Here is a 25,661-nt window from a genome sequence, read left to right as displayed (position 1 = left end):
CCATGTCGATCCCTTTTTCTTTCCGTGCCGTGGCACGGTGCGCCGCCGCATCGATGGCGCTTGCCGGCATCACTGCTGCTGCCGCGCCTCCCTCTTCACCCGGTGCCACGCAGAAGGCCCTTGCGCGCGAGAGCTGCGACGGCCTGCGCCGCGCCGTCGCGCACGACCAGGGCGGCGCCACGTCGGGGCCGTTGTTCCTGAGCAGCTACCGCCCGGCGAACGCACAGGGCGAGCCGCCGTTCGAGCCTGTGCTGGCGGGCGCCGGCTTCACCTACGACAACGCGCTGGCCGGCATCGCGCTGCTGGCGTGCGGCGAGCGCGCCGCCGCCCGGCGCATCGGCGACGCCGTGGTGCGGGCGGTGGCGCACGACCAGACCATGCCCGACGGGCGCGTGCGCAATGCCTACCGCGCGGGCCCGGTCACCGAGGAAAAGCCCGCGCTGCCCGGTCGCTGGGACGGGGGGCGCAAGCAGTGGATCGCCGATGCCTACCAGGTCAGCACCGCCACCGGCAACGTGGCCTGGGCCGCGCTGCTGCTGCTGAACCTGCACCAGGCCGAGCCCACGCCCGCCTACCTGGCGACCGCGCGCCGGCTGTTGGCCTGGACCGAGCAGAACACGCGCGCCCGGAACGGCCCCGACGGCTACAACGGCGGGCGCCACGGCTGGGACAACGCCCAGCGCGCGCAGACCTGGAAGTCGACCGAGCACAACCTGGACATCGCCGTGGCGGCGGCGTGGGCCGCACGCGCGGTGCGCGCCGACGGCCAGCCCGACGCGGCGGAGCAAAGGCAGGCGCGCACCGCGCTCGACTTCGTGGGCCGCATGTGGAACCCGTCGGAGCAGCGCTTTCACATCGGCACCAAGGAAGATGGCGCCACGATCTCCACCGAAGGCTCGGGCCTCGACGCGCAGCTGTGGCCCTTGCTCGCGGCGCCCGAGGGCTCGTGTGCGTGGGTGCGCAGCCTCGACTGGGTGGAGAAGCACCACCGCTCCGGCGCGGGCTACGGCTTCTCGCGCGAGCCCGACGGCATCTGGACCGAAGGCAGCGCGCAGGCGGCCGCCACGCTGGTGGCCCGCAAGGGCGCGGCACCCGAGGCGCTGTGGCAACTGCTGGCCTCGCAGCGCGCCGGCAACGGCCTGTACTACGCCACGCCGAGCGCGCGCATTGCCACCGGCCTGGCCATCGGCCCTGATTCGACCGGTGCCGATTTCTTCTACTACCGCTGGCCGCATCTGGGCGCGACCGCCTGGATCGCCCTGGCCGCCACGGGTTTCAACCCCTTCACCGGCAAGACCGCCGCATCGGAAGTCCCCTCATGTCCAGCCTGATCGCCACACCGGAATTCCAGCTCAACGCCCTGGTCGGGGGGCTCGCCTTGCTCCTCATGACCTGGGCCAGGGTCGAGCGCATCACCCACCGCGTGCTGTTCGGCGCGCTCACCGCGTTGCTGCTGCTGCGCTACGCCGTCTGGCGCGTGGTCGCCACGATGCCGCCCTCGGACCTGGGCTTCGAGACCCTGTTCGCCTGGGTGTTCCTGGGCTTCGAACTGACGGCCATCGTCTACACGCTGATGTCGATCCACATGCTCATGCGGCGCCGCGACAACCGCGCGCAGGCCGACCGGGGCGAGGCCGCGTTGCGCGAACGCCATGCGCGTGGCGAGGAGGTGCCGGCCGTCGATGTCTTCATCTGCACCTACAACGAAGAGCTGGCCGTGCTCGAGAAGACCATCATCGCCGCGCAGGCCATCGACTACCCGCGGCTGAACGTCTGGGTGCTCGACGACACGCGGCGCGACTGGCTGCGTGAGTACTGCGAGCGCCGCGGCGTGCACTATGCGCGGCGGCCCGACAACCGCCACGCCAAGGCCGGCAACCTCAACAACGGCCTGCGCCTGTCCGCCGGCGTGACCGACGCGCCGTTCATCCTCGTGCTCGACGCCGACTTCGCGCCGCAGCGCCAGATCGTCTACCGCATGCTCGGCCTGTTCGAGGACCGCCGCGTGGGGCTGGTGCAGACGCCGCAGTTCTATTACAACGCCGACCCCATCCAGCACAACCTGCGCGCCACCGACAGCTGGGTCGACGAGCAGCGCGTGTTCTTCGACGTGCTGCAGCCTGCCAAGGACGCGGTCGATTCGGCGTTCTGCGTGGGCACTTCGTTCATCGTGCGGCGCGACGCGATCACCGAGGCCGGCGGGTTCCCGGTGGGCAGCGTGTGCGAAGACATCCACACCACCTACCTGCTGCTGCGCCACGGCCGCATCACGCGCTGGCTGGGCGAGCGGCTGTCCAACGGGCTGTCGGCCGAAAGCATCATCGACTACATCAACCAGCGCAGCCGCTGGTGCCTGGGCACGGTGCAGCTCGCGCTGCTGCCCGACGGGCCCTTGCGCGGCCCGGGCTACAGCCTGTCGGCGCGGCTGCACTTCCTGCACGGGTTGCTGCACTGGCTGGGCAAGCCTTTCATGGTGCTGGTGCTGCTGGCGCCGGCGCTGTACTGGTATGCCGGCGTCTCGGCCTTCCATGCCACGCCGCAGGCCTTTGCGGCCTACGGCCTGCCGTCGCTCGTGATGTTCTGGGCCTACAGCTACTGGATCAGCCAGCGGCGCTGCCTGCCCGTGTTCAGCGAGGTGAGCCAGCTGGTGGCGGCGATGGCCGTGAGCGGCACGCTGGCGCGCGCGATGCTGAAGCCCTTCGGCCATCCGTTCAAGGTGACGGCCAAGGGGCTGGACCGCTCGCGCACGGTGGTGCACTGGAAGCTGGTGGCCGTCTTCGGCGGCCTGCTGGTGGCGCTGCAGGGCGCGGCCGCGATGGCGGCCCTGGGCGGCGAGGCGCTGACGCCGGGCGACCAGCTCAACCTCGTGTGGACCGGCATCGCGCTGGTGCTGTGCCTGAGCGCGCTCATGGCCTGCGTCGACCTGCCGCGTCCGCAGCAGGAAGAGCGCTTTCCCTGGCGCGCGCGGGCACGGGTGCGCACGGCCGCGGGCGAGGGCGAGTCGCGCTTCGTCAACATCGCGGCCGACGGCGCGCTGCTCGAAGGCCGGGGGCCGCTCAAGCGCCTGCGCATCGGGCAGCCGCTGGAGGTGCATGTCGAGCCGGTCGGCTGGCTGCCGGCCCACCTCGCCGCGCGCGGCAGGGCGGGTGCCGAGCTGAAGTTCGCTGCCACCGAGGCGCAGCGCGAAGACCTCGTGCGCCATGTCTTCAACGTGCCGCCGAGCCACGTGGCCGTGCAGGTGCGGCCCTGGCAGGCGGCGTCGGCGCTGTTCGCGAGTGCGGGCATGCGCGCGCCGGGCGCGGGCTTCGCGCGCCTGTCGCTGCGCCTGCTCTTCGCGGTGCTGGCGGTGTGCATCGTGCTGGTGACGACCGGGTGCAACCTCACGCCGCCGCTCAAGGACCCCGACCTGTCGGTGCCCTCGCAATGGCCCGCGGGCACGACGGCGCCGGGCGCGCAGCCCGTGGACTGGCGCAGCTTCGTGCAGGACGAGGAGCTGCGCGGCCTGATCGCCACGGCGCTCGAGCAGAACCGCGACCTGCGCGCCTATGCCGCGAAGGCCCGCGAGGCGCGCGCGAACTATGCGGGCAACCGCGCTTCGCTGTTCCCGGCGCTGGGCCTGTCGGCGCATGCCCAGCGCGCGCAGACCACGCCGCAGGGCTCGCTCAGCCCGGTCGGCAACCTGCCGTCGGACGGGCGCGTGTCCAACAGCTTCGACGTGCAGGCGGGCGTGATGTCGTACGAGCTGGACTTCTTCGGCCGGCAGCAGAGCACCGCGCAACAAAGCGGCGCGCTCGCCGAGGCCGGCGACAAGGACCACGCGGCCGCGCGCATGAACCTCGTGGGCGAGGTGTCGAACGCCTACCTCACGCTGCGCGCCGACCGTGCCCTGCTCGCGCTGGCCGAGTCCAACGAGGCCGCGCTGAACGCCAATGCCGACACGATCGGTCGCGCTCGTGCGGTCGGCGGCGCCGCGCAGCTCGACGTGTACCGGGTGCAGTCGCTGCTGCAGACCGCGCGCGTGCGGCAGGAGGAATACCGCATGCGTGTCGCGCAGGACCTGCAGTGGCTCAACGTGCTGGTCGGGCGCCCCGTGCCGCCCGAGACGGGCAGCGCGCGGCCCTGGCCCGAGCGCTCCACCGCGCAGGTCGCGGCCGGCCTGCCGTCGAGCCTGCTGCAGCGGCGGCCCGACCTGCTCGCGGCCTACGCGCGCGTCGAGGCCGCCAACGCCGGCGTGGGCGCGGCCAAGGCCGCGATGCTGCCGACCATTTCGCTCACGGCGTTGGCCGGCGGTGTCAGCAAGGAGCTGTCGACCTTGCTCAGCAGCGGCAACAGCAGCTGGGCCGGCGTGCTGGGCGTGTCGCTGCCGATCTTCGACTGGGGCCGCCGGTCGGCCAACGTGAGCGCCAGCGAAGAGCGGCTGGCCGCCGCGATGGCCGGCTACGAATCGGCGGCGCAGGTCGCCTTTCGCGAGGTGGCCCACGCGCTGATCGCCAGCGACCACCTGCAGCCGCAGCTGGAGGCGCAACAGGCGCGCGTGCAGGTGCTCGAGAAAGTGGCCGGCATTTCGCGCACGCGCTTTCGCAGCGGCATGGAAGACTACTTCTCCAGCCAGGACGCGCAGCGCGAGCTGTACACCGGTCAGCAGCAGCTGATCGAACTGCAGCTCAAGGCGGCGGTGAACACCGTGAACCTGTACAAGGCCCTGGGCGGAGGCTGGGGCAGCGCGTAGCGCGGGGCGTCGGCGAAGAGCGGCGATTCAGTTCACTGCACCTCGTCGCACCACACCCTGAACCCAACCAGTTCGTTGGGCCCGAAGGTGTTGGACAGCGCGACGTCGCTGGCGTCGCGCCCTTGCGCGATCAGCACGCGGCCGATGCGGGGCACATTGTTGCGCGCGTCGAAGGTGTACCAGCGGTCGCCCAGGAAGGCCTCGAACCAGCCCGCGAAGTCCATCGTGCCGTGCGGCGGCGGGGTGCCGACATCGCCGAGGTAGCCGCTGCAATAGCGGGCCGGGATGTTCAGGCAGCGGCACAGCGTGATGGCCAGGTGTGCGTAGTCGCGGCACACGCCTTGCCCTTCCTTGAAGGCTTCGAACGCCGAGCGGGTGCGCCGCGCATGCGGGTAGCCGAACTCGATGTGCTGGTGCACGAAGTCGCACACCGCCTGCACGCGGCCCCAGCCGGTCGGGCCGTTGCCGAAACGCTGCCAGGCGAAGTCGGACAGCAGGTCGGTTTCGCAGTACCGGCTGCCCAGCAGGTAGAGCAGGGTGGACTCGGGCAGGAACTCCACCGGCACCTGCGGCGCCGAGGGCACGACGATGTCGGGCGCGCCGCTGTCGTGGACCACGGTGTCCGTGCTCAGCACGAAGCGGCCCGCGGGGGCGACCAGGCGTGTGCACCAGTTCCCGAACAGGTCACGGTACGCGGTGGTGGGAACGGCCGGTTTCGTGAGCAGGTGGTCCGGGCGCAGCAGGTCCGAGGCGCGCGAGTAGTGAATGCTGAGGGCCAGGATCATCGGCGTCGGCCGGGGAAACTGGTAGGCGATCTCGAAACCGAGCTGGATGTTCATCGGCCCATGATGCGCCTTCATTCGCCAGCGCGCGGGAATTCGCGGTGCGATGCCAGCGCGCGGCGGCTTTCACGGGGCGTCGGCGGGCCTGGACGTGGCGTGGCGCTGCTCGGCGTAGGCCTTCAGCGACCGCATGGTCCGGGGCAGCCCATGTCGAACCTGCTTGGCGACGCCCGGCCCGAACAGGAAGGCCAGGGCGCCGGTGAACCATACGCGGTGCACCACGTCCGAGCCACTGTCTGTTGCAGACACCGTGTGCTTGAAGTGCATGCGGAACAGGGGGATGTAGCCCTGCGCGGTGAACGACTGGCCCTCGGAGCGCTCGGTGACGACCATCGGAACGCCCATGCCTTTTTGCGGAACGATCCGGCCCTTGGTGCCCACGGCGAAGGGGCCGTCGAGCCGGGCTTGCTTGGTGTCCGGGTCCCACAGATGCCATCGGTCGACCTCGCTCCAGATGCGGTCGATGACCCGGGGCGGGACGGCGATGTGGATGCGTTCTTCGATGTGCATGGGAGGAGGGGTTGAAGGGATCGTGGAGCCTAACGCATGCCTTGCGCCTCCAGTCGTCAGCGCTCCTTGCGCAGGATGGCTTCCAGCGCCTCCATCGCTTGCGATGCCGAGGGGCTGAGGTAGCCGCCGGCGCGCCGCACGATGCCCACGCGGCGGGTCGATCGCCATCCGCCGACGGGGCTGACCGGCACGAACTGCGCCGCGACCGGCGGCTCTTTCAGGACCGAACGCGGCACGGGCATCAAGGCGCCCAGCGAGCGCACCAACGCCAGCTCGCGCTGGGATGAACGCGAGGTGCCCACCGGCTCGGGCGGGTCGAGCCGGTGCGCGCGGAAGTTCGCTTCGAACTCGGTGTGCGTCGACGTGCCGGGCGCCATGACGATCCACCGCGCCTGCGCGAGCTGGTCCCAGCCCACCTCGCGCCGGGTGCGTGCCAGCGGATGGCCGATCGGCGCCATGGGCAGCAGGGGGTCGTCCCGCAGGCCTTCCCATGCCAGCGCGGCCGCCGGTTTCTTGTGCAGGCCGGTCAGGGCGAACTCCAGCTCGCCCATGGCGACGGCCCGCGTGAGCGAGTCGGAGTTGCCACCCGACAGGTCCACGCGGATCCCGCGCTCGATCAGCGCGGCCACCACCGGCAGCACCCAGCGGTCGGGAATGCCGTCGCCGACACCGCAGCGCAGCACGCCGGCGCGCGCCTGCCGCAGGTCGCGCAGTTCCGCATGCAGGTCGGCGGCGTCCAGGTCGATGCGCTGCGCCCGCTTCAGGAAGGCCTGGCCCAGCTCGGTGGGGCGCATGCCCCGGGCCAGCCGTTCGAACAGCTTGACCTTGGTGGCGCGCTCGAGCCGCGTCACGGCCTTGCTCAGGGTGCCCGGTGAAATGCCGAGGCAGGCCGAGGCATGGCTCAGCCCGCCTTCGCGCGCGATCACCACGGCCAGATGGAGGTCGTTCAAGTTCATGGTTTTCCAAAGTGGAAAAGGTCGCCACGGAATGTAGGTTGCTGCGCGCCGGGCGGCAACCTATCGTTCAGCCCGGACACCACCAGGAGACACACCCCTCATGCTTCGCAGTTCTTTCTTCCTGGGCGCCCTGTGCGCCTTCTCGGCCCTGGGGACTGCCTCGGCCTGCGCGCAGGCGGCCTATCCTTCGCGCCCCATCACGCTGGTGGTTCCGTTCGCCGCGGGCAGCGGCACCGACATCGGCGCGCGCGTGCTGGCCAAGGACCTGACGGACATCCTGAAGACGCCCGTCATCGTCGACAACAAGCAGGGCGCGAACGGCGCGCTGGGAACGGCGGCCGCAGCACGCGCGAAGCCCGACGGGTACACGCTGCTGATCGGCTCGGCCACGACCAACGCCGTCAATTTCTCGTTCTTCCCGGCCAGGCTCGGCTATGAACCCGGGTCGTTCGAGATGGTGGCGGGCCTGGGCAGCAGCCCGATCTCGCTGTACGTCGCGGCCAACGCCAAGTGGCGCAACCTGGCCGACCTGATGGCCTACGGCAAGGCCCATCCGAACGCGCTCAGGTGCGGCAGCGGCAACGCGGTGACACAGGTGGCCTGCGAGATCTTTCGCAAGTCGGCGGGCATCGACGCCGTCACGGTTCCCTACAAGTCGAACCCGCAATCGCTGGCGGACCTGGCTGGCGGGCACATCGACTTCGCGTTTTCCGACGCGTCGGTGGCCAAGGTCTTCATCGACGGGAACAAGCTGAAGCCGCTGGCCGTGGCCGCCGCGCGGCGCTATCCGGCCACGCCGGACGTCGGCACGTTCCGCGAACAAGGCATTGCCGATTTCGAGATCACCGGATGGACCGCCGTGTTCGTGCCCGCGGGCACCCCCGCGCCCATCGTCGAGACGCTGCATGCGGCCATCCGCAAGTCGTCGGCGTTGCCGGAGTCGGTGCAACTGCGCGCCAGCAGCGGAACGCAGCCGCTGGCGTTCAATCTGGAAGAGGGCCGCCGCTTCGCCAGGGAAGAGATCGCCCGCTGGGCGCGCTACGTGAAGAACAGTGGCGTCAAGCCGGAGTGACGCGATGACATCGACCCCCACACCCCTGGCCGGCTTGCGCGTCATCGACTGGACCCACGTGCTGGCTGGCCCTTTCGCCGGCTACCAGCTCGGCCTGCTCGGCGCCGAGGTGATCCGCATCGAGCGCGCCGATGGCGACGACATGATTCGCGCCAAGGGCCTGGACGCCGAACTGACCGCGCTCGGACTGGGCGAGACCTTCGTGACGCAGGGCGCGGGCAAGCGCTCGCTGGCCATCGATGCGCGCGACCCGCGGGCCAAACAGGCGCTGGCCGAACTGATCGGCAGCGCGGACGTGCTGCTGGAGAACTTCCGGCCCGGCAAGCTGGCGGCGCTCGGCTTCGATCCGCAGCAACTGATCGCGCGCCATCCGCAGCTGGTCGTCTGCTCGATCACCGGCTTCGGCCCCGCATCGGACCGGCGCGCCTACGACCACGTGATCCAGGCCGCGAGCGGGCTCATGGCGGCCAACGCCGACCGCGACGGCAAGCCGCAGCGCGTGGGTTTCCCGCTCGTCGACTACGCCGTGGGCCAGCAGGCGGCGCTGGCGGTGATGAGCGCGCTCTACCGGCGCGACCGACCGAACGGCGAGGCGCGCGTGCGCGGCGAATGGCTCCAGGTGTCGATGATGGGCGCGGCGCTCACGCTGATGGCGCCCACCTACGCGGGGCCGCTGGTCAGCGGCATGGAGATGCCGCGCAGCGCATCGACCGCGTTTTCAGGCAGCCCGCTGTCGGGCACCTTCGAGGTGGCCGACGGCCAGCTGGCCATCGTCTGCAATGCGGCCGACCAGGGGAAGGGGCTGCTGAACGCGCTGCGCGAAACCGGCACGGACGCCTCGCTGCTGTCGTCACTGCACGAGGCCGCCGAGCAGCGTGATGTGCCGCGCGCGCAGGCGCTGCTGAGCCAGGCGCTGGGCGGACGGAGCACGACCGAATGGGATGCGCTGCTGACCCGCCACGGCGTGCCCGCCACGCCGGTGATGCGCCCCGCACAGGCGGCGGCACAGATGGCGCGCGACTGGCCGCACGTGGAACTGCCGTTGCCGAAGGGCGCGCGGCGGGTGCCGGTGCCGGGCATCGGCTTCACGTCCAGCGAGCCGCTGACACCTTCGCTGCGCGCGCCCGTGCGTCGTGGCGCGGACACGCGCCGTCTCCTGGCCGAAGCGGGGCTGGAGGCGCCGACCATCGCGGCCATGCTCGCCGACGGCGCGGCGAGCGAGCCCTCGGACTGAGCGCCGCGGTGGTCCCGCCGGGGCTGCGGCGCGTCCCGATTCGGCGCGGAAAGTGTGGCAAAAACGCCGAGAAAAATATTTCTCCAGGTTTTTCAGCGTCGCTGCCTGTTTCGCAGGCACCGTGTTGCAGGCCCCGCCGGGCAAGGGTTTCGCGCGCTGCGCACACGGTTTTCCACAACATTGTCCCCATCGGGATTGGAAAACCCGTCACTTCGATGTGCTAGGGCGCGAACCGGGCAGGGGCAGCCGCAGCCAGACGGTGGTGCCGGCACCGGGCGCGCTGTCCGCGCCCAGGGTGCCGTTGTGTTTCTGGACCACCGCGCGCACGACGGAAAAGCCCAGGCCCATGCGCCGTGTGCCCGTGCCCTTCGCCTCGCCGGGGGCGGCTTCCGGCGCGGTGGGCGCGCGCCGGCCGCGCGGCGCGTGGAGCAGGGCGTCGAGCTGTCCGGGCGTCATGCCCGAGCCCTGGTCGCTGACGGAGATCCGCACGCTGGCCGCGTCCGCGCCGTTGGCGCCGGGTTCGATGGCCATGCCCAATTCCACGCGGCGGCCGGACGGGCTGTGGCGGATGGCGTTGTTCAGCAGGTTGACGATGGCGCGGGTCAGCAAGGCCCCGTCGGCGCGCAGGATCGTGTCGCCGGCGGCGTCGTCGATACGCGCTTCGACGCGCACGCCATGGGACTGCGCGTAGTGCCACACCTGGTCCCTGGCATCGAGCAGCACGGCGCCGACGTGCGTGTCCGCAAAGCGGTAGTCGTCCGATTCGGCCAGCGCGAAATCCATGAAGCCCTCGGCCATCGCGAGGGTGCGCTCGGCTTCGCGGCCGATGGCCGAACGCATGTCGGCATCGGCCGTGGGGTGCATCGACAGGATGCTGAGGATCGTGACCTGCGGGCTGCGCAGGTCGTGCGACAGGAACTGGCGCCATTCGTCGCGCTGGCGCTGCGCTTCGCGCTCGGCCGTGAGCTCGGGCAGCATCACGACCCAGCCGCGGTCTTCGGGCGCGTCGCCGCTGAAGGCCGCGGCCTCCAGGCGGAACACGCGCGCGTCGGGGGTCGCGTATTCGCCGTGCAGCCGGTCGGTCCAATGGGCGGCGTCCGTGCGGGCCGGCGCGCCGCTGGCGGGCGGCACGGCCAGCGGCGCGATCAGCTCGGGCAGGCGCACGCCGCGCAGCGCGGGCGGTGCAATGCCATCGTCGTCGTGCGACGGCATGGCATCGCCGCCCAGCAGCCGGAAGGCCGCCGCGTTGCCGGACCCGATGTGCCCCTCTTCGTCGCAGATCAACATGGCCACGGGCATTGCCTGCATGGCCTTGTCCATGAGCTGCTGCATGCGCCGCAGGCGTGCAATGGCGCGGTCGAGCGCCTGCTTGGGATGCTCCGCCGGATCGGCGGGCGCCGGCGAGCGGGCCGGCATGACTTCGAAGGTGCCGCCGGGCAGGGCGTCGAGCACCTGTGCGCGCTTGCGCAGGTAGACGAACTGCGATTCGAGACGGCGCCAGCTCCACAGCAGGTAGAGGATGGCCAGGCCGAGCATCGGCGCCACAGGCGGCAGCCAGTGGTGCCACGCCAGCATGGCGACGCTGCTGATCAGCAGGCACGCGCTCGCGAGGCCGGCGGCGATCGGCAGTGCGTGCCGGCCCCGACGGACCAGCAGCCACAGCGCGAGCCACAGCGGCACCACGGTCCAGGCCGCGTGCCACAGCGGGGGCGACACGCTCACGTTGCGCCCGTGCATCAGGTTGTCGATGGCATTGGCATGCACTTCCACGCCGGGCAGCACGCCGCGGATGCCGGCGTTGGGCGTGAGCGTCTGGTCGCCGAGGCCGGGCGCGGTGGCGCCCACGAGCAGCAGCTTGTCGCGCAGCAGTTCGGGGGGCACTTCGCCGCGCAGCACGCTCACGTAGGGCACGGTGCGGTAGCTGCCGCGCGGGCCGGCGAACAGCAGGCGCAGCGGGCTCTGGCGCAACCAGTCGACCGGCGTCGCCTCGGGGTCGACCACGGCCGGCGGGACGCGCCGCGCCATCAGCGCGCCCACGTAGGGCTGCAGCTGGTTCGGATAGCCCTCGAGCAGGTACAGCGTGCGCGCCACGCCGTCGGTGTCGGGCGCGAGGCCGGCATGCCCCACGCCGCGGGCCTGGGCGGCAAAGTCCGGCAGCGGCGGCAGGAAGCCCGGCCATTCGTGGCTCGTGAAGGCCAGGGGGCTCGCATGCAGCAGCGGCAGGTACACGGGCAGCAGGCCCATGGCCTGCGCCAGGTGCGCGTCTTCGCGCGGGTCGGCGCTCGGCTCGGTCAGGAAAAGATCGAGCAGCACCGCGCGCGGCGCCGCCGGCGCGAGCCGTTCGAGCAGGCGCGCGTGGGTCGCGCGGCTCCAGGGCCAGCGCCCGAGTTCGCGCAGGCTGTGCTCGTCGATGGCGATGATCAGGATGTCGGCCGACGCCCGGTGCGAGGCCAGGATCAGCAGGCGGTCGTGGATGTACGCATCCATCTGCAGCAGGCCCGGGCGGTGCGCCAGGCCGAGCATGGCCAGCGGCAGCAGCAGCGCCATCAGCAGGCGTTCGACGACGAGGCGCATGCGCGTGGCCCCGCTTCAGCGCGCCGGAATGTCGAAGCTTCCGCCGAAACCGGTGGCTGCGGACGCAGCACCGTCGGGGGTGGCCTGGCGCGCGCGCCAGTGGTAGCGCCCGCCGAGCGCGAAGGGGCCGACCGTCATGCCGGTGGCATAGACCGCGGGCTCGTTCACCAGCAACACGGCGAAGTCGGGGCTGCGCGCGAGTTCGAAGGTGTAGCGCTGGCCCGCGATGCCCGGCCAGCGGACCTCCACGCGTCCGTCGGGCAGTGCGGTCGACGTGCTCTGGCCGCTCGCGCCGCCTTCGACCGTGGGCAGGTAGACCGTGCCGTCGCCCGGCAGCCCTTCGAGCCGGGCGGCATCGAAGGCCGTGAGGCGCAGCTGGTAGAGGCCCGACGGCAGTTCCGCCGGCACCGTGAAGGAAGGCCCTGGGCCGCGTTGTTCGTACACCGGCAGCAGGAAGCGCTCGTCGCGCGCCAATTGCAGGCGGTAGGTTTGCGCGCCCGCAACGGGCGTGAAGCGGAACGTGCGGTCGTTGCGCGCCGTCGTTTCGGGCACCAGTTGGGGCGCCGGCAGCAGGCCCTGCGCTTGCGACGGGCCGCTCTCCAGCAGCACCGCGCCGCGGCCTTCGCGCAGCACGAGCGGCGGTTCGGCCTGCGCGGTGCGCTGCACCACCACTTCGCCCGAAATCACTTCGCCGGTCAGCACGCCGTCTTCGTCGCGCACGCGGAAGTGGGTGCCGCGCACGCCCAGGCCCATCGACCGCGCGCGGATCTCGAACTGCTGGTTCGGCTGCTGCTTGTGCACCTGCGATTCGACGCGGCCTTCGATGAGCCGCAGCCGCACCGTATTGGCGTCGATGGCCAGCACCTCCAGCGCGCTGCGCGAGGGCAGCACGACGCGGCTCCCACCGGCCACGCCCAAGGTCACGAAGGCATCGGTGCCGGTGATGAGCGTGTCGCCGGCCTGGATCGGCAGGCCGGGCGTGAGGACCTGTTCAGGCACACCCGCGCGCTTGCGCGAGGCCCGCCCTTCGACCGCGGTGACCACCGCCGCGCCCTCGGGTACGAGCCGGCCGTCGGCAAAGTACAGCACCGTGCCCGGTTGCAACAGGCGCGGCTCGCCCACCTGGTTGCGCTGCTGCACTTCGGGCCAGCGCAGCGGCGTGTCCAGCTGCTGGCCCGAGATGCCCCACAAGGTTTCACCGGGCTTCACCACATGCGGCGACTGCGCGCCCGCCGCCGTGGCGACGAGCAGCGCGGCGCAGGCCAGGAGGCGGTGCAGGCGGAACGGGGTTTGGTGCGTCGTCGCCATCAGGAATCCGCCTGCGGTGCGTGTTGCGTGGCCTCGAGCCGGTAGCCGCGGCCGTACACCGTGCGCAGGCTCAGTCCGCTTTCGGCTTCGAGGCCGAGCTTGCTGCGCAGCCGGTAGATGTGGCTGTCCAGCGTGCGCGAAGGCAGTTCTTCGTTGCTGTAGCCGGCGCTTTCGAGCAGATGCGCGCGCGATACGGTGTCGCCCATGTGCTGGAACAGCGTCAGCGCGAGCTTGAACTCGCGGTCGGTGAGGGCATGCCGCTGCGGCGCGGCGTCGTCGCCCGGGGCCGGGTGGATCAGGACGCTTTGCGACACCCGTTCGAACTCCCAGCGGCCGAAGCGCTCGCCGTCGGACGGCGCGAGCGGCACGCGCCGGGCCATCAGGCGCTGCACGCGGGCGCGCAGTTCGAGCGGTCGGAAGGGTTTGACGATGTAGTCGTCGGCGCCGAGGTTCAGTGCCTGCACCACGTCGTGCTCGGAAGCGCGCGAACTCAGCATGAGCACCGGCACCTTGTCGGTCTGCCACTTGCGCAGCCACTGCAGCAATTCGACGCCGGCGAGGCCGGGCACGTTCCAGTCGAGCACCAGCAGATCGAAGCTTTCGCGCCGCAGTGCCTGTTGCAAGGTCGACCCGTTCGAAAACGTGATGCAGGTCACATTCGTCTCGCCAATTGTTAACAGCTGCTCGAGTGTCCGCACGAGATGCGAGAGCTGGTTCGGGTCGTCTTCAAGGATGGCGATGCGCATGGACTCCAGGGGTGGCGGCGGCAATTTTGACAGTGAATCCACACCCGAAATCTGACGAATTCCGTAGCGTGAACGTTAGCAACATTGTTGGCGATGGTTATGAAGTAGTAAAGAAATTCACAAATGCAGCCTAAAGCTGGCTGCAAATCTGACCAAACCTCACGCCGGCCCTTCGGCCCTCGAAGGCCCTCGACATCATCCGCCCCCTGTAGCGCCACCCGGCGCTCCGATCACTCCACATCTCCGGTCATCTCCGCTCGCCATGTCGCGATCCTGCGGAGTAAGGCCGGCTTGCATCCGAGGAACAGGGGAAATGAACAAGTCTTATCGATCCATCTGGAATGAGGCGCTGGGCGCTTGGGTTGCCGCGTCGGAAATTGCTTCGACCCGAGGCAAGAGCTCCCGCAGCAAGAAGGTGCTCGCTGCTGTCTCGTTGGTCCTGGCCGGCATGTCGGGGGGCGCTCTGGCGGAGTTTTCGCAGGGACTCGAGGGACAGTTCTGCAGCCGCCCTGTCAGGGGCTCCGGCACATGGACTTGCAATGTGCCCAACGCTACCGGCGGCTTTGCCACGGTGAGCGGTGTTCCCGACCTGGGGCCCAACCCCGATTTCACCGCCCTGACGGCCTGGGTGTCGGCCAACCTGGGTGCGAACGCCATTGCGCTCGGCTCGCAGGGGACGAAAGCCAGCGGCGCCAATGCCATCGCCATCGGTACCGACGCCGTTGCGACGGGCGACGGATCGACCGCGATCGGCTATGGCAGCAGCGCCAAGTATGCGAATGACGTTGCGGTCGGTCGCGCCAATGTGGCGGTCGGAAATTCCATGAATACCGTCAGGCCGGCCGTTGCGATGGGTTTCAACAACAAGGCGCTCCAGACAGATGCCGTGGCGCTCGGCTCGGGGAACAACGCCTGGGGAGAGAGCGGTGTGGCGGTAGGCCACAGCAACGCGGCGGGCAATGCCGGCTCGGCCTTCGGGTATGGAAATGAAGCGACAGGTGACTTGACGCTTGCCATGGGCGTGTTTTCCCGCGCGACGAACCTTTATTCCATGGCGGCCGGGGCGCAAAGCGTTGCGGAAGGCGTCTACGCGACCGCACTCGGCGGCGCCAACGTGGCTCGCGGCGACAACGCGACCGCGGTAGGTACAGGCAATGCCGCCGACGGCGAGTCAAGCACCGCCGTGGGCAAATGGAACACTGCCAATTCAAGCAGCGTGGACTCCACCGCCATCGGCTCCGGCAACACGCTGGGCTTGTGGAACGGCGGCGGCACGCTGCCCGAAGGCGGTGAACGCTCCACTGCCGTCGGCTATGGAAACACCGTGAAGGCCAATGAGGCCGTCGCCCTCGGCGCGAACAACACCATCGACCAAGGTGCGGACCGGGCGGCGGTACTGGGGTCGAGCGCAACGGCCAAGGTGGCCGACGGCGTGGCACTGGGCTCGAGCGCGGTGGCCGACACCAAGTCCTTCACCGACGATGCGACCCGCGCGGGTTACGTGCCCGCTGGCGCAACTGCGGCTCAGAAGACAGCCATCAATGCGACCAACAGCACGCTGGCGGCGGTGAGCGTGGGTGACGCAGCCAACGGAAAGTACCGCCAGATCACCGGGGTGGCAGCCGGCACCGAGAACGGCGATGCGGTGAACGTGGCGCAGTTGAAGGCAGCACAGGCAGCCGCGACCACCCACTACTACAGCGTGAACGACAACGGCACGCAGGGCGGCAACTACGCCAACGACGGCGCCACCGGCACTAACGCCATGGCTGCGGGCGTGAACGCCGCGGCCAACGGAGCCAACACAGTCGCTGTCGGCGTGGGCGCCCAGGCCAATGGCCTCAACTCGCTCAGCGTGGGACCGAATGCCGGGCAGGGCTCGAGCGGTGCCTTCAACGCCGCGTTCGGGAGTCAGGCGGGAAGGAACGTGACCGGAACTAGCAACGTCGCTCTAGGTGGCAACGCGGGCAACCGCGTCACCGGTGACTTCAATCTCGGCGTGGGAGAAGGCGCGGGTGGGGACGTGCAAGGTGCCTATAACACCGCACAGGGCTACTACGCTGGTGTTGGCGTCGAGGGCCAGATGAACCTCGCTTCCGGCTTGTTTGCGGGCGCGTTTACCAAGGGCGACAGCAATGTGGCGCTGGGCTCCGTGGCGGGCCTCGGTGTCGAAGCCAACGACACGGTGAGCATCGGCAGCGCCGCGGTGGCCGGCGCCGAACGCGGCATCGCCATTGGCAAGGAGGCGCTGGCCGGTGCCCAGGGCAAGTTCGACTCGATCGCTATCGGCACCAGCGCCGTCAGTGGCAACGATGCCATAGCCATTGGCGGCGGAGCGACGGCTTCCAATGACCGGGCGATCGCCATCGGCATGAATGCAGGCCAAGGCGCAGGTGCTGGAGTCAACCAGCTTTTCATCGGCTTGAACGCAGGAGCGAATTCGTCAGGCGATGAGATCGTTGCGATCGGGCAGGGCGCAGCGACAGATGCCGTTGGCTCTCAAAATGTTTCGGTTGGTTCGCAGGCCGGGACGCGGATGAAGGGCAAGGACAACGTCAACGTTGGCATCAATGCAGGGGTTGGATTAACGGGCGACGAGAACGTCAATACAGGCGTCCTCTCGGGTTATGGCGCCACAGGGAGCGGCAATGCCTATGTCGGGTGGGAGGCCGGGCGGTCAGCCAAGGGCGACGACAACGCAGCGGTCGGCCGTCAAGCCGGCTATGGTGTCCGGGGAGACGCCAACGCCGCCAGCGGTTACGGGGCGATGTACGCGGTGCAGGGCAACCAGAATGCCGCTTCGGGTGCGATCGCAGGAGCCTACAGCGTAGGCAACAACAATGTAGCCTCCGGCAGTGCAGCGGGGGTTGCGATTGCTGGCAACAACAATGTGACGATTGGACAGTCGGCGGGGACCGGCTATGTTGTTGACACCACGGCTCGGACGTTCACTGATCGCAATGGCAATGCCGTCACGGCTACGCCGAGCACTCTGGCGCTCAACGATGTCGTGGCCATTGGCAACAGGGCCATCACCGACGCCGATCGCACAATCGCAGTGGGTAGAGGTTCGACGGCCAGTGCTGTGGATGCCATCGCCATTGGCAGTGGCGCCAAGGCTGTCGGTGCTCAGTCGATCAGCATCGGCACGGGCAACGTCGTCAACGGCAACAACAGCGGCGCCATCGGTGACCCGAGCGTCATCGACGGTGCCAACAGCTATAGCGTGGGCAACAACAACACGCTGGGCGCAGCGGCGAGCAACACCTTCGTGCTGGGCAACAACGTCAACGTGAACGTGGCCAACGCGACGGCGCTGGGTGATTCGACCAGCGTGACGGTGGCTGATGGCGTGGCGCTGGGCAGCAAGTCGGTGGCGAGCACGGACAAGGGCGTGGCGGGCTTCGACCCGGCCACGGGCCTGGCCTCGACGGACACCTCGGCCACGTGGAAGAGCACGCTGGGCGCGGTGAGCGTCGGCGGCAATGGCCAGACGCGCCAGATCACGAACGTGGCAGCGGGCACGCAAGCCACCGATGCGGTGAACGTCGCGCAGCTCAAGGCGGGCCAGACGCACTACTACAGCGTGAACGACAACGGCGTGCAGGGCGGCAACTACGCCAACGACGGCGCCACCGGCATCAATGCACTGGCGGCGGGCGTGGACGCCTCGGCCGGCGGCAAGTCGAGTGTGGCCGTCGGAAAGAGCGCCAAGGCCGCCGGCCAGGGCGCCGTGGCGGTTGGCGGTGGAAGCACCGCGATCGGCGATGGGGGGACCGCCCTGGGACTCGGCGCGGTCGCCGGCGCCACAGCTGCCGATACTAGCGTCGTTGCCGTGGGTGCTGCGGCCGGAGCTTCCCAGGCCGGAAATACGGGCAGTGTCTACGTCGGGGGGGGCGCTGGTGTGTCGGGCTCGGGCACATTCAATGCGTTCGTTGGGTCCAGTTCCGGCACCGGTACCCATGGCGACGGCAATGTCGGACTGGGCGCCGCGACTTCACAGACAGTGAACGGGACAGGGAACACTGCCGTCGGCGGGTTCTCGGGCAGCAACGTGGAGGGGAACTACAACCTCGCGCTGGGCAGCACGTCCGGCGGACAGGTCACCGGTAGCAGCAACGCCTCAATCGGCACCGGCGCCGGCCAGGGAACGAAGGGCGACCGCAATTTCGCCTCTGGGCTGTCGGCCGGCGTCGTCACCGAGGGCAGCGACAACATCGCTTCGGGCACTTTCGCAGGAGCGTCCACCCAGGGCTCCCGCAACGTTTCGACGGGGGCACAAGCAGGCATGGGCACGGTGGGCAGCGACAACGTCGCCATCGGCACGGGCGCCGGTAGCGGACTCACCTTCGATCCAGCCACCGGCGAAGTCAGAGATCGCAATGGCAACGTGGTCAGTGATCCTCCGCCCCCGCCGTCCCACAGCAACGCGATCGCCATCGGTAATGTTGCTTCCGTGGCTTCCGACAACAGCATCGCGCTGGGCCGGCGAGCACTGGCTGGTGCCGATGGCCAGGCCAACGCGATCGCCATCGGCAACGGTGCGGAGGCCACGGGTGCCTCCTCGATCAGCATCGGCACGGGCAACATCGTCAGGGGCGCGCGCTCGGGTGCCATCGGCGACCCCAACACCGTCAATGGCAACGACAGCTACGCCCTGGGCAACAACAACACGATCGAGGCCGACAAGGCGTTTGCCGTCGGTAACAACATCACCATCGCCAAGGGGCTCGACCGGGCGGTGGGCATTGGCGACGGCAGCCAGGTGGCGGCTTCTACGGTGGCCTCGTATGCGCCCAACGGCACCCCGGTGGCTGGCACGGCCACCGGCAGCAACGTGGTGAGCATCGGCGCGCCGGGCGCGGAGCGGCGCGTCACCAACGTGGCGGCCGGCGGTGCCGACACCGACGCGGTCAATGTGAGCCAGCTCAAGGCCGCGCAGACGCACTACTACAGCGTGAACGACAACGGCACGCAGGGCGGCAACTACGCCAACGACGGCGCCACCGGCATCAACGCACTGGCGGCGGGCGTGGGCGCGCAGGCGAACGGCGAGCGCAGCGTGTCCATCGGCTATCTGGCCGGCGTGGGCGCCAGCGCCGGCCTGGCCGGCCAGAACAACGTGGGCATCGGCACCGAAGCGGGTGGCGGTGTCGTGGGGTCCAGCAACACTGCGGTGGGTTCCGCTGCGGGCAAGGACGTGGCGGGCAGCTCGAACGCGGCATTCGGCATTGCGGCGGGGCAGAGTGTCCAGGGCGACTACAACCTGGCGGTGGGTGCTTACAGCGGCATGGGGACCAAGGGCACCTACAACACTGCGGTTGGCGGCAGTGCGGGTCAGTCCGTGACCGGCAACGACAACATCGCCATGGGCGACTTGTCGGGTGCCTCCGTCGTCGGCGATGCGAACATCGGCATCGGTGCTCTGGCTGGTGCTGGAACAACAGGCAGCAGCAACATCGCCATCGGCAGCCTCGCAGGCATCGTCGACACCGCGACGTTTGCCGGCATCACTGCCAACAACACGGTGAGCATCGGCAACAGCGCCGTGGCCAGCAAGGACGACGGCGTTGCCGTCGGCCATGGCGCGCAGGCTGCCGCCGTCAACAGCGTGGCGCTGGGCGCGGATTCGAAGGCGACGCAGGACGCAGCCGCGCTGGCGCTCAAGAACGCCTATGTGCCGGCAGGCGCGACGGCCGTGGCCGGCACCGCGCCGGTGGGCGAGGTGTCGGTGGGCAGCGCGGGCAAGGAGCGGCGCATCACCAACGTGGCAGCGGGCTCGGACGATACCGATGCGGTGAACGTGAGCCAGCTCAAGGGCGCGCAGACGCACTACTACAGCGTGAACGACAACGGCACGCAGGGCGGCAACTACGACAACAAGGGCGCGACCGGCATCAATGCGATCGCGGCAGGCGTGGATGCCGTGGCCGCGGGTGTGGGCACCGTGGCGGTCGGCAACATGGCCGGCTCGGGCAGCACGGCGGCTGGCAACTCGCACAACACCTTCGTCGGGTACGCCGCGGGCCGGCAGGTGGCGGGAGCGGACAACACGGCCGTCGGCAACAGCGCCGGTGTGTCGGTGACGGGCGGGAACAACACCGCGCTCGGGTTGAGCGCGGGCGCCCGCGTCACCGGGGACTCCAACATCGGCATCGGCGTGAACGGCGGGGCAGTCACGACCGGTTTCTCCAACGTGGGCATCGGAAGTTCCGCGGGGCAGGGCACCAACGGCGCCTTCAACGTGGCGCTGGGCGGTCTTTCCGGCGGCGGGGTCCAGGGCAGCGCCAACGTCGCGATCGGCTTGAACGCGGGCGAGAGCATCAGCGCCAGCAACACCGTCGCCATCGGCAACCGTGCCAAGGCCACGGGCGACAGCGGCGTCAGCATCGGCACCGATGCCAGCGCCACCTACGCGAACGCGGTGGCGCTCGGTGCCAACAGCACCACGGCCGCGGACCTGGCGACGCTGAACGCGAACGCGGCCTACGTGCCGGCGGGCGCAGCCTCGGTCGCCGGCGCGACGCCGGTGGGCGAAGTGTCGGTGGGCGGCGTGGGTGCCGAGCGGCGCATCACCAACGTGGCGGCAGGCGCGGTCGATACGGATGCGGTGAACGTGAGCCAACTCAAGGCCGTTGATGCGGCCGCTAACGCGGGCTGGAACGTGGCAGCAAACGGTGAGGCCACGGGCGGCAATGTCGCACCGGGCGCCAAGGTCGACTTCAGCAATTCGGACAGCAACGTCACGATCACGCGCACCGGCACGAACCTCGACTTCAAGCTCGCTGACGATGTGAAGGTCAACAACAGTGTGACGGTGGGCCAGAGCGTGCTGAACACCACGGGCCTGACGGTGAACGATGGAACGACCACCACGGCCGTTGCGGCCGGTGGCGTGACCAGCGGGACGGTCAAGCTGAGCGGGGTGACGAACGACATCCAGGGGCTGAGCAACAAGACGCTGACCGATCCGAGCTTCGCGACGGTGGGCCGTGCAGCGACTGAAGAGCAGCTCAAGATCGTCAATGACACGGCCAGCGCAGGTTGGAACGTGGCGGCCAACGGCGAGGCCACGGGCGGCAATGTCGCGCCTGGCGGCAAGGTGGACTTCAGCAACTCCGACAGCAACGTCACGATCACCCGCAGCGGTACGAACCTTGACTTCAAGCTCGCTGACGACGTGAAGGTCAACAACAGCGTGACGGTGGGGCAGAGCGTGCTCAACACCACGGGCCTGACGGTGAACAACGGAACGACCACCACCGCAGTCGCGGCAGGTGGCGTGACCAGTGGCTCGGTCAACCTGAGTGGCGTGACCAACGACATCCAAGGTTTGAGCAACAAGACGTTGACTGATCCAAGCTTCGCGACTGTGGGCCGTGGGGCTACGGAAGAACAGCTCAAGATCGTCAATGACACGGCCAGCGCAGGCTGGAACGTGGCAGCGAACGGCGAGGCCACGGGGGGCAATGTGGCGCCTGGCGGCAAGGTCGACTTCAGCAACTCCGACAGCAACGTCACGATCACCCGCAGCGGTACGAACCTCGACTTCAAGCTGGCGGATGACGTGAAGGTCAACAACAGCGTGACCGTGGGCCAGAGCGTGCTGAACACCACCGGTCTGACGGTCAACAACGGAACGACCACCACCGCGGTCGCGGCAGGCGGCGTGACCAGTGGCTCGGTCAACCTGAGCGGCGTGACGAACGACATTCAGGGTCTGAGCAACAAGACGCTGACCGACCCGAGCTTTGCGACCGTGGGCCGTGGGGCCACGGAAGAACAGCTCAAGATCGTCAATGACACGGCCAGCGCAGGCTGGAACGTGGCGGCGAACGGCGAAGCCACGGGAGGCAACGTCGCACCGGGCGGCAAGGTCGACTTCAGCAATTCGGACAGCAACGTCACGATCACGCGAAGCGGTACGAACCTCGACTTTAAACTGGCCGACGACGTCAAGGTCAACAACAGCGTGACCGTGGGCCAGAGCGTGCTCAACACGACGGGCCTGACGGTGAACGACGGCGCGGGCAACGTCACGACGACGTCGGCGACGGGCACCACCGTGACCAACGGCACGACCACGACGGCGATGGCTGCCGGCGGCGTGACCAGTGGAACGGTCAACCTGAGTGGCGTGACGAACGACATCCAGGGCTTGAGCAACAAGACGTTGACCGACCCGAGCTTCGCGACGGTGGGCCGCGCAGCGACTGAAGAGCAGCTCAAGATCGTCAACGACACGGCCAGCGCAGGCTGGAACGTGGCAGCGAACGGTGAGGCCATGGGCGGCAATGTGGCTCCTGGCGGCAAGGTCGACTTCAGCAACTCCGACAGCAACATCGCGATCACGCGCAACGGCACGAATCTCGATTTCAAGCTGGCGGACGACGTCAAGGTCAACAACAGCGTGACGGTGGGCCAGAGCGTGCTGAACACCACGGGCCTGACGGTGAACAACGGCACCACGACCACTGCGGTGGCCGCAGGCGGCGTGACCAGCGGCAGCGTGAACCTCAGCGGTGTCACCAACGACATTCAGGGCCTCAGCAACACGACGTTGACCGACCCGAGCTTTGCAACCGTGGGGCGCGCGGCCACTGAAGAGCAACTGAAGAAGGTCAACGACACCGCCGGCGCAGGCTGGAATGTCGCGGCCAACGGCGAAGCCACGGGCGGCAATGTCGCTCCAGGCGGCAAGGTCGACTTCAGCAACTCGGACGGCAACATCGCGATCACGCGGACCGGCACCAACCTCGACTTCAAGCTGGCTGACAACGTCAAGGTCAACAACAGCGTGACTGTGGGTCAGAGCGTGCTCAACACCACCGGCCTGACGGTCAACAACGGCACGACCACCACGGCGGTTGCGGCCGGCGGCGTGACCAGCGGAACGGTCAACCTGAGCGGCGTGACGAACGACATCCAGGGCTTGAGCAACAAGACGTTGACCGATCCGAGCTTCGCGACGGTGGGCCGTGGGGCTACGGAAGAGCAGCTCAAGATCGTCAATGACACCGCCAGCGCAGGCTGGAATGTCGCGGCCAACGGTGAAGCCACGGGAGGCAACGTCGCACCGGGCGGCAAGGTCGACTTCAGCAACTCGGACAGCAACATCGCGATCACGCGCACCGGCACGAACCTCGACTTCAAGCTCGCTGACGACGTCAAGGTCAACAACAGCGTGACAGTCGGCCAGAGCGTGCTCAACACCACTGGCCTGACGGTCAACAACGGTACGACCACCACCGCAGTCGCAGCCGGCGGCGTCACCAGCGGCACCGTCAAGCTCAGCGGCGTCAGCAACGATATTCAGGGCCTGAGCAACAAGACGCTGACCGACCCGAGCTTCGCAACCGTGGGCCGCGCGGCGACCGAAGAGCAGCTCAAGCTGGTCGACGCCACGGCCAGCAAGGGCTGGAACCTGAGCGCGAACGGCGAGGCAACCCCGCAGAACATCGCCCCGGGCGGCACGGCCAACTTCGCCAACGGAGACAACATGGTGGTCACGCGCAACGGCAACACGCTGACCGTGGCCACGGCCAAGGACGTGAAGTTCGACAGCGTGACCACCGGCGACACGGTGATGAACAACGCCGGTGTGACCGTCGGCCCGAACGTCACCCTCGGCGCCACCGGCCTGACCATCGTCGGCGGTCCGAGCGTGACCACGGCGGGCGTCGACGCGGGCGGCAAGGTGATCACCAACGTGGCGCCCGGCGTGGCCGGCACCGACGCGGTGAACGTCAGCCAGCTCAAGGACACGGTCGCCGAGAGCAAGACCAAGTACTACAGCGTGAACTCGACCGGCGGCGGCAACGAGAACAACGACGGTGCCACGGGCGCCGACGCGATCGCCGCGGGCAAGGACGCGCAGGCGACGGCCGTCAACGCGGTGGCCATGGGCACCGCGGCGCAGGCCGCGGGCATCAGCGCCACGTCGATCGGCAATGCCGCCTGGGCGATGGGCGACCGCAGCACGGCGGTGGGTTACTTCTCGACCGCCGACGGCATCGACAGTGCGGCCTTTGGCGCCTGGGCGCGGGCTGCGGGCAACGGCAGCGTGGCCGCGGGCGCGGCCTCGAACGCCTCGGGCGTGGCAAGCGTCGCGATGGGCGCGGCGAGCGCCGCTGTCGGCGATGTGAGCGTGGCGGTGGGTGCAGGCAGCACGGCCACAGCGACGGGTGGTGCGGCATTGGGCGCAGGCGCGGTGGCCGACCGCGCGGCCGGCGTGAAGGGCTATGTGCCGCCAGAGGCCACCACCGCGCAGGCGGATGCCATCGCCGCCACCACCAGCACCACGGGTGCGGTGGGCGTGGGTGACGCGGCCCACGGCGTGTTCCGCCAGATCACCGGCGTGGCCGCCGGCAGTGCGCCGAGCGACGCCGTGAACGTGGCGCAGCTGCAGGCGGTGGCCAGCCAGGCCGCGGCGGCGGGCAGCAAGTGGATCACCGGGTCGCCGACGACCTACGTGGCGCCCACGTCCACGGGCACCGACAGCACGGCGGTGGGTTCGGGCGCGGCCGTCAAGGCCGACCAGGGCGTGGCCATCGGCACCGGCGCCGTGGTCACCACGAAGAACAGCGTCGCGCTGGGCAACGACTCGACCACGGCGGAGGCCAAGCCCACCGAAGAGGTCACGCTCCAGGGCACGACCTACCAGTTCGCCGGCACCAAGCCGGTGGGCGTGGTCAGCGTCGGTTCGAAGGATGCCGAGCGCCAGATCACCAACGTCGCGGCCGGCGAGATCAGCGCCACCAGCACCGACGCGGTGAACGGCAGCCAGCTCAACGCGACCAACCAGGCGATCAACAACATGACCACGGGTGGTGGCGGTATCAAGTACTTCCACGCGAACTCGAAGGCGGCCGATTCGGACGCCAAGGGCGCGGAGAGTGTGGCGATCGGACCGAAGGCCGTTGCGACCGGCAACAACGCCATCGCCACCGGCAACAACGCGCAGGCCAAGGCGGCCGGCAGCATCGCGCTGGGTGCCAACAGCACGGCCAGCACGGCCAACAGCGTGGCGCTGGGCGACGGCGCGGTGGCCAATCGCGCCGGCATGAACGGGCAGCGCGAGATGTTCTCGAACACCGTGGTGCAGTCGGCGCAGGGCGCGGTGTCGGTCGGCTCGACCGGCAACGAACGCCAGATCACCAACGTGGCCGGCGGCACGCAGGCCACCGACGCGGTGAACGTGCGCCAGCTGCAGGCCGTGCAGCAAAGCGCGGTGCGCTACGACACGAACGTGGACGGCAGCGTCAACTACAACAGCGTGACCATGGGCAACGGGGCCTCCACCGGCCCGGTCACGGTGCAGAACGTGGCGCCGGGCGTGGCACCCACCGATGCGGTCAACGTGCAGCAGCTGAACCAGGCCGGCGCCGCCGGCATGGCCTACACCGACGCGCGCACCAACGCGCTGGGCAACGAGCTGCGCAACACCGCCAAGAACGCGTATGCCGGCGTGGCCGCCGCCATGGCCGTGCAGATGCCGGGCACCTCGGTGCCGGGCAAGACGGTGATGCGCGTGGGCTACGGCACGTTCAAGGGCGAGAGCGCGGTGGGCATCAGCTTCCGCCGCACGGCCGAGAACAACGGCTGGAGCGTGACCGGCGGCGTGGGCATGAGCCGCGCCGGCGCCGCGGCCACGGTCGGCGCCGAGTGGGTCTTCAATTGAAGCGGGAGAG

General features: G+C 69.4%; 11 protein-coding genes and 1 pseudogene. 6 read left to right on the top strand and 6 right to left on the bottom strand.

What is annotated here, in order from left to right:
* Window positions 1–2: 2 nt before the first annotated feature.
* Both AC07OX_RS21145 and AC07OX_RS21140 read left to right on the top strand, forming a co-directional pair.
* A complete protein-coding gene (locus AC07OX_RS21145) occupies window positions 3–1,331 on the top strand; it encodes a hypothetical protein (protein ID WP_495261768.1) in 1,329 nt (442 codons plus the stop codon).
* A complete protein-coding gene (locus AC07OX_RS21140; RefSeq protein WP_495261767.1) occupies window positions 1,319–4,729 on the top strand; it encodes an efflux transporter outer membrane subunit in 3,411 nt (1,136 codons plus the stop codon). The genes AC07OX_RS21145 and AC07OX_RS21140 overlap by 13 nt, the downstream gene beginning before the upstream one ends.
* A gap of 32 nt (window positions 4,730–4,761) precedes the next feature.
* Here the strand turns inward: AC07OX_RS21140 and AC07OX_RS21135 are convergent, their stop codons facing one another.
* The 3 genes from AC07OX_RS21135 to AC07OX_RS21125 form a co-directional block, all read right to left on the bottom strand.
* A complete protein-coding gene (locus AC07OX_RS21135) occupies window positions 4,762–5,568 on the bottom strand; it encodes a transglutaminase-like domain-containing protein (protein WP_495261766.1) in 807 nt (268 codons plus the stop codon).
* 69 nt (window positions 5,569–5,637) lie between these two features.
* Window positions 5,638–6,081 (bottom strand): SRPBCC family protein, encoded by a 444-nt coding sequence (locus tag AC07OX_RS21130; RefSeq protein ID WP_495261765.1) that lies wholly within the window; start codon window positions 6,079–6,081, stop codon window positions 5,638–5,640.
* Window positions 6,082–6,137: 56 nt separating this feature from the next.
* Window positions 6,138–7,037: a LysR family transcriptional regulator gene (locus tag AC07OX_RS21125; RefSeq protein ID WP_095744966.1), complete on the bottom strand. Its 900-nt coding sequence runs from the start codon at window positions 7,035–7,037 to the stop codon at window positions 6,138–6,140.
* A gap of 100 nt (window positions 7,038–7,137) precedes the next feature.
* Between AC07OX_RS21125 and AC07OX_RS21120 the strand changes: the two genes are divergently transcribed.
* Window positions 7,138–8,109, top strand: a complete 972-nt coding sequence (locus tag AC07OX_RS21120) for a Bug family tripartite tricarboxylate transporter substrate binding protein (protein ID WP_495261764.1) — start codon at window positions 7,138–7,140, stop codon at window positions 8,107–8,109.
* A gap of 4 nt (window positions 8,110–8,113) precedes the next feature.
* The gene (locus tag AC07OX_RS21115) at window positions 8,114–9,343 is read left to right on the top strand and encodes a CaiB/BaiF CoA transferase family protein (RefSeq protein ID WP_495261763.1); all 1,230 of its coding nucleotides are present in this window, start codon (window positions 8,114–8,116) and stop codon (window positions 9,341–9,343) included.
* A gap of 207 nt (window positions 9,344–9,550) precedes the next feature.
* On the opposite strand, the gene AC07OX_RS21110 is transcribed toward AC07OX_RS21115, so the two are convergent.
* From AC07OX_RS21110 to AC07OX_RS21100, 3 genes are read right to left on the bottom strand one after another with little or no spacing between them, the layout of a single operon-like run.
* A complete protein-coding gene (locus AC07OX_RS21110) occupies window positions 9,551–11,917 on the bottom strand; it encodes a CHASE2 domain-containing protein (RefSeq protein ID WP_495261762.1) in 2,367 nt (788 codons plus the stop codon).
* Between the two features lie 15 nt (window positions 11,918–11,932).
* Window positions 11,933–13,225, bottom strand: coding sequence for a FecR family protein (locus AC07OX_RS21105; protein WP_495261761.1), 1,293 nt, complete (start codon window positions 13,223–13,225; stop codon window positions 11,933–11,935).
* Window positions 13,225–13,971: a response regulator transcription factor gene (locus tag AC07OX_RS21100; RefSeq protein WP_062474555.1), complete on the bottom strand. Its 747-nt coding sequence runs from the start codon at window positions 13,969–13,971 to the stop codon at window positions 13,225–13,227. The genes AC07OX_RS21105 and AC07OX_RS21100 overlap by 1 nt, the downstream gene beginning before the upstream one ends.
* 262 nt (window positions 13,972–14,233) lie before the next feature.
* Between AC07OX_RS21100 and AC07OX_RS21095 the strand changes: the two are divergent.
* Together AC07OX_RS21095 and AC07OX_RS21090 are read left to right on the top strand one after the other, a co-directional pair.
* Window positions 14,234–14,404 (top strand): annotated as a pseudogene (locus AC07OX_RS21095) (ESPR domain-containing protein); the annotation flags it as partial.
* A 108-nt stretch (window positions 14,405–14,512) separates the two neighbouring features.
* Window positions 14,513–25,651 carry a hypothetical protein gene (locus AC07OX_RS21090; protein ID WP_495261812.1) on the top strand — a complete coding sequence of 3,713 codons (11,139 nt, stop codon included), beginning with the start codon at window positions 14,513–14,515 and terminating at the stop codon, window positions 25,649–25,651.
* Window positions 25,652–25,661 lie beyond the last annotated feature (10 nt).

This window comes from Variovorax sp. GW821-FHT09D07, from assembly GCF_059416345.1.
This window is presented reverse-complemented; position numbering and strand designations above follow the sequence as displayed.